This window comes from Thioclava sp. ES.031 (genome assembly GCF_002563775.1).
Classification (GTDB): domain Bacteria; phylum Pseudomonadota; class Alphaproteobacteria; order Rhodobacterales; family Rhodobacteraceae; genus Thioclava.
Genome location: NZ_PDJO01000001.1, coordinates 1,831,515 through 1,847,969, shown reverse-complemented (window position 1 = coordinate 1,847,969; position 16,455 = coordinate 1,831,515). Strand labels below are relative to the sequence as shown.

Below are 16,455 nucleotides of genomic sequence, written 5' to 3'. Positions count from 1 at the left end.
GGGATGGCGCATCATGAGCTGTGAGCGGTAGCGCTTTATGGCCGCCAAACCCCTCTCCCGAATGAACGTCTTGCGCGGTTGGCCAATGCGCCAGCCCGCCGGGACGGGCCGGCGCGCGCCCTGCGGCTTCGCCGCGTACCGGGCGCCGCTGCAGAGGCCAGACCGGAATAGCTGTACCCCGGGCCAGCCCTTAGCTCCGCACGACGTAGACCGAGCACTCCGCATGGGTCACCACATGAGACGCTGTGGTGCCCAGAAGGTAATCCTGCACCTTCGGGTTGGCCGCTTCCATCACGATCAGGTCCACCTTGCGCTCATCCGCCAGCTTGACGATCTGGCGATGCACCGCGCCCTTGCGCACGACCATCTCGACCTCGGTCACCCCGCTGGCGGGATTGTCGTTGAGGAATTTGCGCAGCTGCTGGCCCCAATAGGTATCCGAGTTGTAAATGTTGAGGTTACGCTCGATCTCGGGCGCGATCGTCGCCACGATCAGCTTCGCACGGCGCCGCCGCGCCATCTCGACGGCTTCCATATAGGCATGATGCTCGACCTGAGCGTGGCGCAGGTTGATCGGGCAGAGGATGAGCTTTGTCTGGCGTGCCATGATGGCCTCCGGGGAAAATTCGAGGCGGAGAATGAACCGCGTGGCGTCCGGGCGCAAACCCGGATTGAAGGTGCCCCGCCCCTACGACGATTTTTCGCCCTCCAATCGAGCACATACGTCGCTCCAATGCCTCGATGCGACATCGATGCGATGGTCGCCCGAGAAGGTCTTCGTCGCAACACCCGGCCCCTTTTGCCAATCGTCCGCCGCGCCGATGTCTGGTCTGGCGTGGTGCGGCGGGCGATTGCGGTGCTCAGCTCGCTACGTGGATGCTCTGCACCCCGTTTCTTTCGCGGATCCCGTCCCGGATCACCGCTTTGACGAGCGCGATGCACATCAGGAACATCACGAAGCTGAATGGCAATGCGCCGATCACCATGGCCGTTTTGATCGCTTCGAGCCCTCCGACAAGGAGCATGGCGCCCACGACGAAGCTGAGCGCGACGCCCCAGAAGACGATATGACCACGGCCTTTCGGGCTTTCCTCACCCGCGGCATTGATCGTGTTGACGATCAGGATCGCCGAGTCCGCGGTCGTCACGAGATAGGTCAACAGCAGGACCACGACGATCAGCGCCATCGCCCAGGCCACGCCGCCATGCAAGATCAGGTCGAGCATCACGAAAAGCTGGCTTTCCTGACCCGCGCTGGAGATCGCGTCGCCCGCGGTGCCGTTCAGCGTCATGTCGATCGCCGTGCCGCCCACCAGCGTGAACCAGACGAAGCACATCAGGGACGGCACGATGACCGCGCCCATGACGTATTCCCGAATGCTTCTGCCGCGCGAGATCCGTGCGAGGAAGACACCGACGAAGGGCGCGAAGGCGATCCACCACGCCCAGTAGAAGACCGACCAGCTGCCCTGCCACGCGGCCAACGCATCGCCAGTCTTGGTGCCGTCGGGATGCCAGACGGTGAAGAGCAAGCGCGGAAGCTGTTCCACATAGGCAAGCAAGCCGGAGAACAGCGCATGCAGACCGAAGAAGGTCGACCCGAAGAGGATGAAGAAGGCCAACAGGAAGAAGCTGAGGCCCATGTTCAGGTTCGACAGCCATTTGATGCCCTTGCCGACACCCGAGAGTGCGGAGAGCGTCGAGGCCCCGAGAATGATGACGAGCGCGACGACAATGCCGGCGGTGCTAGGGCTCCCATCCGCCTTGAGGATCCAGCTGCCAAAGCCCACGCGATCGAGACCGGCGACGAATTGCTCGACGCCGAAGCCCAGCGTCTGCGCGACCCCAAGGATCGTTGCGACCACCGCGACGACATCGACGAAATGGCCGCCGAACCCGGACAGCCGCGACCCGAAGAGCGGCGTCAGCGCGGAGCGCACGGTCAGCGGCAGGTTCCGACGATAGGAAAAATAGGCCAGACACAGACCGACGAGCGCATAACAGGCCCATGCGGAAAAGCCCCAATGCAGGAAAGACCAGACATAGGCGGCCGTCACGTTATCCGCACCCGAGCCGGTGGTCTGGCCCATGATGACATTGGGGTTGTTCGCGAAATGATACATCGGCTCGGCGGTGGCGAAGGTGAGCATCCCGATCCCGATGCCCGCCCCGAACATCATCGAGAACCACGAAAACCGCGAGAATTCCGGCTCATCGCCCGGCCGTCCGAGCTTGAGCTTGCCGGTGGATGGCATCAGCGCCAGACCGACGCATAGGATCAGGAAAGAGGCCGCGACATAGATATACCAGGTCGCGAAACTCTTCAGGATAGCCCCGTTGAGCGCATTGAGAACCGTGTCGGCGGTTTGCGGCACTGCGAGCGCCCAGACGATCAACGCGCTGACAAGAATCTTCGACGGGATCGCGACGCTTTTGGAAAAGCCCGAATAGAACCCGCTGCTCGCGGTTGGGATATGCAAATCCATCAATGGGGGTGTCTTGGCCATGTTTCCTCCGTTCTGGCACTTGAGGTTCGGGCAGCCTCCTCCGTTTGCTGAACCTGCGTTCAACATGACCAACCCGAACAATTGTGAAACTTTCCTTTGCGATCAGCTTCTTAGAGCGCAAAAAAGAGGCGCCCTTCGAGCGGACGCCTCTGAGCTGCCCTTAGCTGGGCAGGTATTCCTCACTCCAGCTTTCGCTGAGCTGACCGGATTTCAGCATCCTCTCCACGGCGGAATCCGAATAGCCCAATTCATTCAAGATCTGCCGCGTGGACGACCCGAATTTCTCCGTCGGCGCCAAGGCGAAGACCCGGCCGCGCGTGGGTCTTACCGCGTAGGGATCGAGTTGGATGACCTGATGTCCGCTCGGGTGATCGTGATAGAGCGAGAAGGAATAGCTGCCCCGGTCGGTGCCCGGCGTCCCATCGGGTTCGCGCAGGTTCTCGGCGCGAAGCGCGTCGATATTCTGGCAGATCGCGCAGCCGATATCCGCCGCGCGCAGACGCTCGATCCACTCCGTCGCCGGAAGCGACTGGAAGGCGCCCGCAAGGAACGCAGCGCGCTCTTCCTCGGGGACATCCGGGAAGTCCTCGAGCCCTTCGACATTGCGAAAACGCGGCAGGTCCGTCTCGTAGGCGCTGAGCAGGATATAGATACCCGATGCCGTGCTGTAGAACCGGCTGAGCGGATCGTAACCGTTGACCTCGGGGCCCGAGGGTTCGTCGAACAGCCCCCGCCCCCGGAAATCATAGGCGAACGGGATCTGCAGCAGCCCGCTATTCGAGCTGAGCGACGTGCGCCCCCGCCCGATCCGGCCAAACCGGTGTTTCTGGTAAAGCGCCGCGGCCACGGCCAGCGCCCCGCCAAAGCCGCACATCACGTCGATCGTACCGACATGCGCGTGCTCTTCGGGCCGGTCCATAGCCCCGCCGAAGCGCAGCATGATACCGGTGGTCGCCTGCACCAGATCGTCATAGCCGATGTAGTCGCTGCGCACCCCGCGCCGCACGCCACTGAAGCAGTCGAGCTTGCAGAAGATCGCCTCCGGGTTCAGCTTGCGCAGACTGTCGGCATCCAGCCCCATCCGCTTGATCTGGCTGTCGGGCGCGTTCCAGAAAATGACGTCGACGGATTTCACCAGATCTTCGAAAGCCTTCCGTCCATGCTCGGATTTCACATCGGCCAGGATCGACCGTTTGCCGCGCCCCTGGCTCAGGCCATAGACCACGGTGTTCCAGCTGTCATAGAGCGGATGGGCCGGATCGATCTTGATCACCTCCGCCCCGAAGCGCGCAAGATAGCTGGCCGCATGCGGCCCTGCGATCACGTTGCACATATCCAGCACGCGCACGCCCGACAGCCAGCCCTCCTGAGCGATGCCGTCCTCGGGGTCGGGAATGTCGGTGCGCAGCTTGCGCAGCACCTTCAGCGCCTCGTTGAACTCCACCCACCGGCGCGGCTCGGGGGTCAGGGCTTCCTCGCCGCTCTCCTCCATCCAGACCACCGGGCCGGGCTGGGTCATCTCGCCATATTCGGGATCCCAGACGTCGATCATCAGCCCGGAGGCCTCCGCGAATTCGTCGTTGATCCACTCCTGCAGCCAACGCTGCGGCGCGCCCGGCACCCCGGCCCGCCCGAACATGCGCTTCCACTCATGCGAGGTGCGGGTCATGAACACCTCCTTCATGCGCGCGGCGAGCTTGTCGGCCCAGAACTTCGGCATTGGATAGACGCCAAGCGAGGTATCGGTCTTCCACTCCGCCTGCGGCTTGTAGGTGTTTTCCTCTTCCTGCAGGCCTTCCGCGATCATCTCCTCGTAGATGCCCAGAACCTCGAGGCAGCGGCGCGCGTGGTTCTTGTGGCTGGGGCAGACGACGTAGAACATGCGCCCGTCCTTGCACATGTAGCTGCGGAAGAACGGGTCGAGCAGTTCCTGAAGGTCCTCGTAAGACACGTTCATCGGCAGGCCTTCGATCCGGCGCCGCTCGATCTCGTTCTCGCGCTGGGTGAGGTAGCGTTTGGGCATGTCGGAGACCTGAATGGAGTTGTAGCACAGACCCTCCATCACGGCCGCCGCGAGCGGCACCTCGATCTGATCTCCAAGCCCCGTCAACTGGCGCGACTGCAACGCGAGAACCGTCGCGGAGGCGGCGATCTGCGCCGCATAGGACGACGACAGCGGCAGCGGCGAGAAGGACGGGTTCAACCCCATCAGAACTCGGTTGAGCCCCATGTCGGTGAACACGCCCGAGCTGGCCGCCACGACGCTCTCGAAGGCGCGCTGCTCGCGGCGGAGTTCGTCATTCGAGGCAAAGCCGGGAATGGAAATCGTGATCAGTTCGGGCCGCTCTTCGCGCATCGCGGCGAAATCGATCCCGAGTTTCGCAAGCTTCCCGGGGCGGAAGTTCTCGACGATGATATCGGCCTCGTCACAAAGCGCGCGCGCCTTGGCCAGACCGTCTTCGGATTTCAGATCCAGATTCACGATCAGCTTGTTGCGCATCAGCGCGGCATTGGCCGGGCTGTCCCACATCGGGCCGTCGGGCGGGTCGATATGCACGACCGTGGCCCCCAGATCGCCCAGCAGCATCGCGACTGCGGGCCCGGCGATATACTGCCCGAAATCGATGACTTTGACACCGGTCAGGGGCAGATTGGAAAACGATTTACGCATGTTCTCTCCAGAGGGCAAAAAGACGCAAGGCAACGGCCTATCGGCCGGCAAGAACCCAGCGGGCCGCTTTTTCGGCGATCATCAAGGTCGGGGAATTGGTGTTGCCGCTGGTGATCTCGGGCATGACGCTGGCGTCGACGACGCGCAGACCGGTGACGCCTTTGACGCGCAGATGCGGGTCGAGCACGGCGGTTTCGTCATCCGCGCGCCCCATCTTCACCGTACCGACAGGGTGGAAGATCGTGTTCGCGATGTCGCCGGCCAGTTTGGCGAGTTCTTCATCGCTTTGATATTGCGGCCCGGGTTTGAATTCCTCGGGCTCGTAGGCCTTCATCGCGGGCTGCGACATGATCTCGCGCACCTGCCGCAGGCTGTCTGCGGCAACCTTCCGGTCATCCTCGGTGGCGAGGTAATTGGGCGAAATCATCGGCGCATCCCGGAAATTCGCCGACCGGATGCGCACATGGCCCCGGCTCGTCGGGTTGAGGTTGCAGACGCTGACCGTCATCGCCGGGAAGTCATGCAGATCCTCGCCGAAAGCTTCGAGGCTGAGGGGCTGCACGTGATATTCGAGATTGGCGTAGCTGCGCCCGGCATCGGACCGCGTGAAGGCGCCAAGCTGGCTGGGCGACATGCTCATCGGGCCAGAGCGTTTCAGCAGATATTCCGCGCCGATCATCGCCTTGCCCCAAAGGTTTCCGGCCAGGGTGTTGAGCGTGCGCGTGCCTTTGACCTTGTAGACGGCACGGATCTGCAGGTGGTCCTGCAGGTTCTCCCCCACAGGCGCATCCCGCAGCACCTCGATCCCATGCGATTGCAGCAGCTCCGCAGGCCCGATGCCCGACAGCTGCAGGATCTTCGGCGAATTGATCGCGCCTGCCGACAGCAGCGTTTCAGTCTTCGCGCTGACGGTCGTGCTCTGCCCGTTCCGATTGACGCGGGCACCCGTGCAGCGCGGCGTGCCGTTCGCGTCTTTCTCAAAGGTGAGCTTTTCGACCTGCGCCTCGGTCCAGACCGTCAGATTGGCGCGGGCTTTCGCAGGTCTCAGAAAGGCTTTCGAGCTATTCCACCGCCAGCCAGAGCGCTGGTTCACATCGAAATAGCCAACGCCCGCATTGTCGCCGCTGTTGAAATCGTCCGTCTTCTCGATCCCGGCCTCAACCGCCGCATCCGCGAAACTGTCCAGCACGTCCCAACGCAGGCGCTGCTTCTCGACGCGCCATTCCCCGCCATGGCCGTGCATATCGGAAAACCGGCCATTCTCTCCGGTCGCCGGATCGGCGCCGTCATCGAGCTTGCAATGATCTTCATGGGCCTTGAAGTCGCGCAGGGAGGCCTCCCAGCCCCATTCCTCCTCACCGCTCAGCCGCGCCCAGTTGTCATAGTCACGCGACTGGCCGCGCATGTAGATCATGCCGTTGATCGACGAGCACCCGCCCAGCGTCTTGCCGCGCGGATACCGCAGGATACGCCCGTTGAGCCCCTTGTCGGGCTCGGTGTTATACATCCAGTCGGTGCGCGGATTGCCGATGCAATAGAGATAGCCGACCGGGATATGGATCCACGGATAGGTATCCGCCTTCCCCGCTTCGAGCAGCAACACCCGGTTGGCCGGATCCGCGCTCAGCCGGTTGGCCAGAAGACATCCCGCAGAGCCCCCACCGATCACGATGTAGTCAAACTCCGTCTGAGTATTCGGCATGGCTATGTCCTCCTGGTCTGTCCCGCAGCACCAGAGATGACAGGACACCCGGAAAAACGCCCCGCACGCAGGGGCCTTTCGAGTGCCATACGCTCCTCCCAGCGCAGCAACTTCGCAAAGGCCTAAGAAGCTTATGTGGAATTAGCTAATGACAAATTTTTCAGCGTGATATTAGGTTTCCTAATATGGAAAGATTCTCGAACCTAAACAGTATTCTGGCCTTCGCGACGGTGGCCCGCGAGGGCAGCGTCTCTCGCGCGGCGGAGGTGCTCAACCTCACGCAGCCAGCGATCAGTCATCAGATCAAGCGACTGAGCGAAGAGACCGGCATCACGCTGTTCAAGCGCACGCCACGCGGTCTGGACCTCACTCCGGACGGAATCGCGATGCTGCCAAAGGCCGAGCAGGTGCTCAACGCAATGGCCGAGTTCCGCCGCTGCGCCAGCAAGCAGTGCGGTCAGGTGTCGGGAAAGCTGAAGATCGGCACCATCGTCGATCCGGAATTCATTCGCCTCGGTCGCCTGCTGAGCCGTCTTGGCGCAGAGCACCCCAATATCAGCACGGAACTGATACATGGCGTCAGCGGCGAGATCCTCGAGAAACTGACGCGCCAGCAGATCGATGTCGGCTTCTACCTGACCTCGCCCGACGCGGTGGACAGCATCCCCGCAGAGCGACCGCTGCATAGCAGGAAACTCGCTGACTTCGACTACCGCGTCATTGCGCCGGTCGGATGGGACGCGCGCGTCGCCGGTGCAGACTGGGCTCAGCTGGCCAGCCTGCCTTGGATCGGCACCTCCCCGACGTCGGTGCATAATCGGCTGCTGAAACGAATTTTCGACGCGCATGGCTGCGTGCAGAATTCGGTGGCGATGGTCGATCAGGAAGCCTCGATGCTCGAGATGGTCCGCTCGGGCGTCGGACTGAGCCTGTGCCGAGAGTCGGTCGCCTTGCATCAACGGCAAACTTTCGGGCTCGCCGTATGTGAGGAACTGCGCGTCCCGGCATGCCTTGTCATCCAGACGCTGGAAGACCGAAAAGATCACCCGGTAATTGCCGCCCTCTTCGAACAGCTTTCGAGCGTTTGGTGATGGCTGTGTAGAGGGCGTCGCATCCACACCGCCCTCCTTCGCTGAGACATCGCATTTCGCAAAACTGATGCAGACGCCGTAACCCCGCATCAGCTTGCTTCAGTGACTGCTGTCCTGTTCCGAGCATCTCCCTCTTCAAGGCGACAGCCGAAACCGACGCCCCGAGAGGATCTTAACCGTGCGCGATCGACCCCTTAGCCGATCCGGTAGTTCGGGCTCTCGCGGGTGATCGCGACGTCGTGGACGTGGCTCTCCTTGAGGCCCGCGCCGGTGATGCGGACGAAATTGCAGTTCGTGCGCATCTCGGCGACCGTCGCGGAGCCGGTATAGCCCATCGCCGCGCGCAGACCGCCCACGAGCTGGTGGACCACCGCGCCTGCGGGGCCCTTGTAGGGCACCTGCCCCTCGATGCCTTCCGGCACGAGCTTGTCGTTCGCCGCATCCTTCTGGAAGTAGCGATCCGCCGAGCCGCGCGCCATCGCACCCAAGCTGCCCATGCCGCGATAGGATTTGAATGAGCGGCCCTGATAGAGGATCACCTCGCCGGGGCTCTCATCGGTGCCCGCGATCATCGAGCCGACCATGGCGCAGCTTGCGCCCGCCGCGATGGCTTTCGCGAAATCGCCCGAGAACTTGATGCCGCCATCGGCGATGATCGGCACGTCGCCGGCAGCCGCCACGCAATCCATGATCGCGGTCAGCTGCGGCACGCCCACGCCCGCGACCATCCGCGTCGTGCAGATCGAGCCCGGGCCGATGCCGCATTTCACCGCGTCGGCACCCACGTCGATCAGCGCCTTGGTGGCGTCGGCGGTGGCCACGTTGCCCGCGATCACCTGCACGTCGCTCGACAATTGCTTGATGCGCTTCACCGCGTCGATCACGCCCTGGCTGTGACCGTGTGCCGTGTCGACCACCACGATATCGCAGCCCGCGTCGATCAGCGCCTCGGAGCGCTCGAAGCCCGCATCGCCCACGGAGGTCGCAGCGGCCACGCGCAGGCGGCCCAGATCGTCCTTGCAGGCGGTCGGGTTGAGAACGGCCTGCTCGGTGTCGCGCAGCGTCAGGAGGCCCGTCAGCTTGCCTTCGTCATCGGTCACCAGCAGCTTCTCGATCCGGCGCTCGCGCATCATCGCGATGGCTTGGGCGCGGTCGGCGGGCTCTTGCAGGATCGCGAGACGGTCGGTGGTCATCATCACCGAAACCGGGGTCTCGTCCTTCTGGGCGAACCGCATGTCGCGGTTGGTCACGATGCCCACGACGCGGCGGTTTTCATCGACGACCGGGAAGCCGGAGAAACCATAGCGCTCGGTCAGAGCCTTCGCATCCGCGAGCGTCTGGTCGGGGCGCAGCGTGATCGGGTTGTAGACGATGCCGCTCTCGAAGCGCTTCACGCGGCGGACCTCGTCGGCCTGCTGCTCGACGGTGAGGTTCTTGTGGATCACGCCCACGCCGCCCGCCTGCGCCATCGCGATCGCCATGCGCGCCTCGGTGACGGTGTCCATTGCGGAGGACAGAAGCGGGATGTTGAGCCGGATTTTCTTCGTCACCTGGGTCGAGACATCTGCGGTTGCAGGAAGCACCGAAGAGGCTGCGGGAAGAAGAAGAACGTCGTCGAAGGTGAGCGCCTCGCGAATCTGCATGGGGGGTCTCCAGTGTCCAGATGCGTTTGGCAGTTTGCTGTTTCACGCAATGGACGCGAAGGCAACCCCTCGCGGACGCGAGCACAGGGCGCTGTGCGCAAACGAGGGGTATAGCGCCATCGTGTCAGCCTCCTACGGTGGCGCGGGGCGACCAGCCCCGGGCCGCGCCCGACCCTCCCCCCGGGAGGGCGCATTGGCGATGTCAGCGCAGGCACATCCGACTTACGGGCTTGCAGGATAAAACGCCCGGCCACAATGGAGCAAAGCGCCCACCCGAAGCTCGGGCGCCGCCCTCTCGCCTCACGCAATCGCGGCGTTGGTCTTCATCGCAAGCTGACCCTTCGCCCAAAGCTGCAGCACTTTCAGCGCGATCGGCACCACGATCAGCGTCGCCGCCGTCAGCATCAGCGCGCCGGGCAGCGCCCAGACTCCGCCAAGCGCAAGCCAGCACCCCGCCGTCGCCGCTGCCGGGAATGTGAACGCCCCCCAGAGCGGCGAGAAGCCCCCCGCGAGCAGCCAGCGTATCGACACGACCAGCGCCAGAAGGAAAGCCGCCGCGAGGATCGCCATCGCCTGCGCGATCCCCATCGCGCCGAACGCGCTCGCCACGGTGCCGATCAGAGCGGCCGGCGCAAGGTGAATGGCGAGCAGCGGGCGCAGCGGCGCAGGCACGCGCTCGCGCGAGAATTGCTGCAGCGAGATCATCCAGATCACGACCGCCGACAGCATCGCGACCCAGAACATCACCAGCGCCACCGTATCGAGCCCGAGGATCACCCCCGCCACTGCGCCGACGATCCAGCCCGAGAAGGTCAGCTGCCATGTCGGATTGACGCGGCGCTGCTCCGCCGGGCCGGTTGCGAGCGTGTAAATCACCGCCGCAATCAGCCCCAGATGGACGACCACGCCCAGCCAGAAGACGATCGCTGCCAGCCCGCCATAAGGCGCAAGCGAAGCCGCAATCAGGTAGATCGTCAGCGTTCCCGCGGCGAGCCCCGCGCGCCCGGGCAGCACGCGCAGATCCTCGAACACCACGCCCGGACGCCGCACCACCTTCGCGCCATAGGCTATCAGCGTGAACAGCGCGAGCAGCGTCACCGCGCCCAGAAACAGCTCCGCCAGATCGGGCGGCAGCGCGAATTGCCCGACGCCGCGCCGCCACGCGATCCCGAGGCCCATCAGCCCCAGCACGGGCGGGAACATCGCGGGCGGGGTGCGGCGAAACAGGCCCTTGGGCGTCATCTTGGGCGGGGCGAAGGACATGCGCTCTCCTCGGGCAATCGGAAAATCGTTTCGGTCGCGCAGAAGCTTGCAATATTTCGCGCGCGGCGAAAAGCTGTCCGAGGTGCGACAGGGTGTCAGGAGGCAAGATGGCGGGACATGGATATGAATCGGGGCGGCTGAACCTGCCCTTCGTGGGGATTTCCACTTTCGGCAAGCGCGCTTACGTGGCCGATTGGGATGCGATCGAGGCCGATGTGGCGGTGATGGGCGCGCCCTTCGATTTCGGCACGCAGTTCCGCCCCGGCGCGCGGTTCGGGCCGCGGGCGGTGCGCGAGGCCTCGACCCTGTTCTCCTTCGGCCATGCCGGGGCTTACGATCACGAGGATGACGCGACCTATCTCGGGCCGGAGGTCACGATCGTCGATATCGGCGATGCCGACATCGTCCATACCGACACGGTAAAGAGCCATGCCAATATCGAGACCGGCGTGCGGGCGATGCTGAAGGCGGGAGCGCTGCCGGTGGTGATCGGCGGCGATCACTCGATCAATATCCCCTGCATCCGCGCCTTCGAGGCCGATTGCGCTGAGAAGGGCCCGATCCATATCCTGCAGATCGACGCCCATCTCGATTTCGTGGACGAGCGGCACGGCGTCACCCAAGGGCACGGCAACCCGATGCGCCGCGCCGCCGAGAAAGGGTATGTCTCGGGGATCACCGCGCTCGGCATTCGCAACGTCTCCTCGACCTCGAAGGAGGGCTATGACGCCGCCCGCGCGATGGGCGACGATTTCCTGAGCGTGCGGCAGGTCCGCAAGCTGGGGGCCGAGGGCGTGCTGGCCCGTATCCCGGACGGCGCGCGGATCTATGTCACGATCGATATCGACGGGTTCGATCCCTCGATCGCGCCCGGCACCGGGACGCCGAGCCATGGCGGGTTTCTCTATTACGAGGTGCTGGAGATCCTGCAGGGCGTGGCGAAGCGGCACGAGGTCGTGGGCATCGATCTGGTCGAGGTCGCCCCCGATTACGACCCCACCGGCTCCACCCCGATCCTTGCTGCGCAAGTGCTGCTGAATTTCCTCGGCTTCATCTTCCATGCGCGACAGTCCGGCGGTGCGCCTGCGGCGGGCTGAGGAGCCTCCGGCGGGGATATTTTCCTCAAGGAGAAGGGTTAACCGGGCAGCACCCACAGGGTCGCCCCAAGGCTGTGAGGCTGCGCGCCGGTGCCCAGTTTGAAGTGCATCCGCCCTGCCCCGTCCTCGCTATCCACCGCGCCCAGATCGAGCTGTCGGATGCCGCGCGCTTTCAGCCGCAGCGCCGCGTGCCAGAGCATCAGATTATGCGCGCCCGACGCGCGCCCCTGCGGCCCGGTCCAGCCGATGTGATAGCTCGCCCCGTCGCCATGGAGCAGGAAGATGCCACCCGCGAGGCGCTGCCCCGTGGCATCCTCGATGCGCAGCGCGAGGAGATCCGCCGGACCGTGATCCGCCCAGGCGCGGGTGAAGCCGGGCGGCAAGGCGCGGTAGCCACGCGCCCGTTGCTGCGCGGCATCGGCGGAGAGAAGCCAGTCGATCTCGGGCTCTAACCTCACCTGAAGCCCCGCGCGCTCCGCCGCCGCCAAGCGATTGCGCCATTTTCCGGCCAGTCCGGCGCGCAGTGCCTCCGTCTCGGGGTGCAAGGACCAAAGCGCGTGGTGGCGGGACGTGATCAGCGGGACCAGCCCGACCCCGGCCAGCGGCGCGTCCGGCGTCGCAAGGGTGATCCCCCATCGGCGCGCGATCCGGCGCAGCACCGCGATTTGGAGAGAGCGATCTAGGCCCGGAGCGAAAACCGGCCCGCGCGACAAGAGCCAAAGCCCACCGCGCCCGATCATCTGGGCCAGTGCGATCCGACTGCCCTCATGCGTGATCTCGAGCCGCAGGACGCGCCGCCCCCGCGCGGCAGCAAGCGTCCCATAGAGTGCCGCTTGCTGAAAGGCTGGCGGGTGCCCGGGCGCAAGCGCGCGCAACGCCCGATCCCAGCCCGCATCGGGGCCTGACAATTGCGTGAGACGGATAGGTTTCATCGCCGCCATTAAGGCTTGCTTTACCTAAGCTGGGGTTAATGACGACGCGAAACATGACAACCCTGAGGCGAAAATGGCCCGCGCTCCTGAAGATCCCCCGCGTGCAAAGCGCAGACAGCCTCCGCCTCCCGGGAAATCGTTGCAAGCGCGCAAGACCGACGGGCCGCCACATCTGCCAGCTCCACGCGCCACGCTTTGGAGTGCGTTTTTGGTCGCGCTTTTCGGCGCGGCTCTCTGGCTCGGCCTGCTCGCGATTCTCAAGCTTTCCAAGAGTTTCTAAACTTTTCAGTTCAGAACTTGACGTAAACGTCACCTTCGAGTGGCCCCGAAGACACGTTTTTGATGGCAAGCCGGCAACAGAACGTGACGTCACCGTGATGCGCAGATTGATTTACACCTTCCGGGTGATAGCGTCGCCAAAAGGAATTCCGTCGGGACGTTTGGATCTCCTTCGGGACACGTTAGGGAAGAGGAACATTATGAAACGTGTGATGACTTCGATGGCCGCACTCGCGATTGGGGCAGGCGCGGCCCATGCGGGCGGGGTGGAGCGCTCGACGCAATCGGTCGGCATCCTGTTCGAGCAGGGCAATTACGCTGAATTCAGCGTAGGCGGTTTCAACCCGGATGTGTCGGGCACCTACCCGCTCAACAACTCGAACTCGGGCGACATGGCTCCGGGCTACGGCACGGTGAGCCTTGGTTACAAGCAGCAGCTCAACGACCAGTGGGATCTCGCAGTCATCTTCGACCAGCCCGTCGGCGCGAAAGTGAACTACCCCGCAGGCGCCACCGGCAATCCGCTTGCAGATTACCCGATCGCAGGCTCGAAGGCCTCGATCAAATCGTCCGCAGTCACCGCCCTCGTACGCTATAAAATGCCGAACAACGTCTCGGTTTATGGCGGTCTGCGCAGCGAAAGCGTCCAAGGGCACGTGACCTTGCCGGCTCTCGGCTACTCCATGTCCACGTCGGACGAGACCGATTTCGGGTATGTGGTCGGTGCGGCTTGGGAGAAGCCCGAGATCGCCGCCCGCGTGGCGCTGACCTACAATTCGAAGATCGAGCACGAGTTCTCCGTGACCGAGAATGGCTCGCCGAGCGCCCCCTTCTCGACGACGGTTCCGGAATCGGTGAACCTCGAGTTCCAAACCGGTATCGCGAAAGATACTCTGGTTATGGGCTCCGTCCGCTGGGTGCATTGGAAGCAATTCGACATCACCCCGCTGGGCTACCAGATGGCGACCTCGGGTGACTCGCTCGTCGACTACGCGAACAACACGATCACCTACAACATCGGCCTGGGCCGCCGCTTTACCGACCAATGGTCGGGCGCGATCATGTTCGGCTACGAGAAGCACCAGGGCGGCACCGTCGGCAACTTGGGCCCGACCGATGGTTACAAATCGGTGTCCTTCGCTGCGAGCTATCAGGCGACCGACAACATCAAGATCACTGGCGGTCTGCGCTACGTCGATATCGGCGACGCGAAAACCACGCTTCCGCCGGGCGTCCAAACCGACTTCTCCGGCAATGACGGTTGGGGCGCGGGTCTGCGCGTTGGCGTTAGCTTCTGATCGCAAGCCTCTGATATTTCAGGAAAAGCCCCGCTTCGTGCGGGGCTTTTTCTTGGGGCCTCGGCAATGCCGCAAGTTCCGGGTGGTGCGCGTCGCTGCCGCCCGCTAGATCGAAGCGATGAAACACGCACCCGCCCCTTTATCCCTCACCCCGCTCGCCTGGGCGCTCCTCGCGGCGCTGGCGCTGATCTGGGGCTCGTCCTTCCTGTCGAACCGCGCAGCGTTGGAAGGCGCGGGCGTCTTTACCGTGGTCTTCCTGCGTGTGGCCTCGGGCGCGGTGCTGATCTGGGCCTATGTCGCGCTGCGCCGCCTGCCGGTGCCGCGGCATCCGATCTATCTCGGGCATTTCCTGATCATGGGGCTGTTGAACAACGCCATTCCCTTCTCGCTCATCGTCTGGGGGCAGAAGCATATCGATAGCGGGCTGGCCTCGATCCTGAACGCCTCTACCGCGATTTTCGGGGCGCTGGTCGCGGCCGTTGTCTTTACCGACGAGCGGCTGAGCGCACGCAAGGCCACCGGCATCGCGGTCGGCTTTGCAGGCGTCGTGGTGGCGATCGGACCGGATGCGCTGAAAGGGTTCGACCTGACCTCGGCGGGCCAGCTCGCCGTGCTGGGCGCGGCGCTGAGCTATGGCTTCGCCGGAGCCTATGCGCGCTTTGCAATCAGAGGGTTACGGCCCGAAGTTGCCGCGGCCGGGATGCTCACCGGCGGCGCGATCTGGACCCTGCCGATCCTGCTTGTCACCGACGGCGTGCCGAGCTTCGATTACGCGCCCTCGGTCTGGATCGCGATGCTCTGGCTCGGCTTCGGCTGTTCGGCGCTGGCCTACCTTCTCTATTACCGCATTCTCGCGCTGGCGGGGGCGGCCAACCTCGCGCTTGTGACGCTTCTAATCCCGCCCGTCGCGATCCTCGCGGGTTGGGCGGTCTATGGCGAACGTCTGGGCTGGGCGGAGGCCTTGGGCTTCGCGATCCTCGCGCTTGGCCTGATGATCCTGAACCGCCGTCCCAAAACCCCGTGACGCGCGCGCCTTGCCGGGCTACACCGGGGCGAAAGACCAATGGGGACGACATGATCTATTCCAATCGCGCCGAGTGGCTGGCCGCCAAATCGAGGAAGGTAGCGCTGTTCGGCATGTCCGGCCTCGGCAAGACCTGGGCTGCGAACCTCCTGCGCGACGAGGGCTGGTTCCACTACTCCGTCGATTACCGGATCGGCACGCGCTACATGGGCGAATATATCGCCGACAACTTCAAGCGCGAGGCGATGAAGAACCCGTTCCTGGCGGAACTTCTGCTGTCGGACTCGGTCTATATCGCGTCGAACATCACGTTCGAGAACCTCGCGCCGCTCTCGACCTATCTCGGCAAGCCCGGCGATCCGGCCAAGGGCGGGCTGCCCTTCGAGGAATATCTGGAACGGCAGAGCCAGCACCGCACGGCGGAGATGGCGGCGCTGCTGGATACGGCGCATTTCATCGACCGCGCGAAGCAGATTTACGGGATCGAGAATTTCCTGTGCGATTCCGGCGGCTCGATCTGCGAGGTGGTGGACCCCGACGACCCCGAGGATCCTATCCTGACCTCGCTGTCGCAGAACCTGCTGATGGTCTGGATCGAGGGCTCCGAGGCCCATACCGAGGAGCTGATCAACCGCTTCTCGCGCGCGCCAAAACCGATGTATTATCAGCCCGAGTTTCTGGCCGCGAAATGGGCCGAGTATCGCGAGTTGAACGGCGTGGCGGAGGCGCAGGTCGACCCCGACGATTTCGTGCGCTGGACCTATGCGCAGGCGCTGGCGCATCGTCAGCCGCGCTATGCGGCGATGGCGAAAAACTGGGGCGTGACGATCCGTGCCGAGGATCTCTACCTTGTCCGCGACGCGAAAGATTTTACATCGCTGATCGCTGATGCTTTGCCCGCGTGAGCCAAGACACTTCGCGCATCACTTTAACTTCGCCTTGTAAGAG

The 16,455-nt window shown here is 63.9% G+C and carries 12 protein-coding genes; 5 read left to right on the top strand and 7 right to left on the bottom strand.

Annotation, left to right across the window (positions count from 1 at the left end):
* Positions 1–190 precede the first annotated feature (190 nt).
* The 4 genes from AXZ77_RS08925 to AXZ77_RS08910 all read right to left on the bottom strand — a co-directional run bounded on the left by AXZ77_RS08925 (position 191) and on the right by AXZ77_RS08910 (position 6,880).
* Entirely contained in the window at positions 191–607 is a 417-nt protein-coding gene (locus AXZ77_RS08925; RefSeq protein ID WP_078520990.1) for a universal stress protein, read from the bottom strand.
* 253 nt (positions 608–860) lie between these two features.
* On the bottom strand, positions 861–2,507 hold the full coding sequence (locus AXZ77_RS08920; protein ID WP_098410878.1) for a BCCT family transporter: 1,647 nt from the start codon (positions 2,505–2,507) through the stop codon (positions 861–863).
* Positions 2,508–2,667: 160 nt separating this feature from the next.
* Positions 2,668–5,178 (bottom strand): CoA transferase, encoded by a 2,511-nt coding sequence (locus AXZ77_RS08915; RefSeq protein ID WP_098410877.1) that lies wholly within the window; start codon positions 5,176–5,178, stop codon positions 2,668–2,670.
* Between the two features lie 37 nt (positions 5,179–5,215).
* Positions 5,216–6,880 carry a GMC family oxidoreductase gene (locus AXZ77_RS08910; RefSeq protein ID WP_098410876.1) on the bottom strand — a complete coding sequence of 555 codons (1,665 nt, stop codon included), beginning with the start codon at positions 6,878–6,880 and terminating at the stop codon, positions 5,216–5,218.
* A gap of 185 nt (positions 6,881–7,065) precedes the next feature.
* On the opposite strand from AXZ77_RS08910, the gene AXZ77_RS08905 reads away from it, so the two are divergent.
* Positions 7,066–7,971, top strand: a complete 906-nt coding sequence (locus tag AXZ77_RS08905; protein WP_098410875.1) for a LysR family transcriptional regulator — start codon at positions 7,066–7,068, stop codon at positions 7,969–7,971.
* Between the two features lie 194 nt (positions 7,972–8,165).
* Here the strand turns inward: AXZ77_RS08905 and guaB are convergent, their stop codons facing one another.
* Together guaB and AXZ77_RS08895 are read right to left on the bottom strand one after the other, a co-directional pair.
* Positions 8,166–9,614: an IMP dehydrogenase gene (guaB, locus tag AXZ77_RS08900; protein WP_098410874.1), complete on the bottom strand. Its 1,449-nt coding sequence runs from the start codon at positions 9,612–9,614 to the stop codon at positions 8,166–8,168.
* A gap of 300 nt (positions 9,615–9,914) precedes the next feature.
* The gene (locus AXZ77_RS08895) at positions 9,915–10,877 is read right to left on the bottom strand and encodes a tellurium resistance protein (RefSeq protein WP_098410873.1); all 963 of its coding nucleotides are present in this window, start codon (positions 10,875–10,877) and stop codon (positions 9,915–9,917) included.
* Between the two features lie 107 nt (positions 10,878–10,984).
* Between AXZ77_RS08895 and speB the strand changes: the two genes are divergently transcribed.
* Entirely contained in the window at positions 10,985–11,974 is a 990-nt protein-coding gene (gene speB, locus AXZ77_RS08890; RefSeq protein WP_098410872.1) for an agmatinase, read from the top strand.
* 38 nt (positions 11,975–12,012) lie between these two features.
* Here speB and AXZ77_RS08885 read toward each other — a convergent pair whose 3' ends face one another.
* Positions 12,013–12,906, bottom strand: a complete 894-nt coding sequence (locus AXZ77_RS08885) for a GNAT family N-acetyltransferase (RefSeq protein ID WP_176536001.1) — start codon at positions 12,904–12,906, stop codon at positions 12,013–12,015.
* A gap of 479 nt (positions 12,907–13,385) precedes the next feature.
* Between AXZ77_RS08885 and AXZ77_RS08880 the strand changes: the two genes are divergently transcribed.
* The 3 genes from AXZ77_RS08880 (at position 13,386) to AXZ77_RS08870 (ending at position 16,412) form a co-directional block, all read left to right on the top strand.
* Complete coding sequence (locus AXZ77_RS08880) at positions 13,386–14,483, top strand: hypothetical protein (protein ID WP_098410870.1); 1,098 nt, start codon at positions 13,386–13,388, stop codon at positions 14,481–14,483.
* 118 nt (positions 14,484–14,601) lie between these two features.
* Positions 14,602–15,507, top strand: a complete 906-nt coding sequence (locus tag AXZ77_RS08875) for a DMT family transporter (RefSeq protein ID WP_098410869.1) — start codon at positions 14,602–14,604, stop codon at positions 15,505–15,507.
* 50 nt (positions 15,508–15,557) lie between these two features.
* Positions 15,558–16,412 (top strand): ATPase, encoded by an 855-nt coding sequence (locus AXZ77_RS08870; protein WP_098410868.1) that lies wholly within the window; start codon positions 15,558–15,560, stop codon positions 16,410–16,412.
* Positions 16,413–16,455 lie beyond the last annotated feature (43 nt).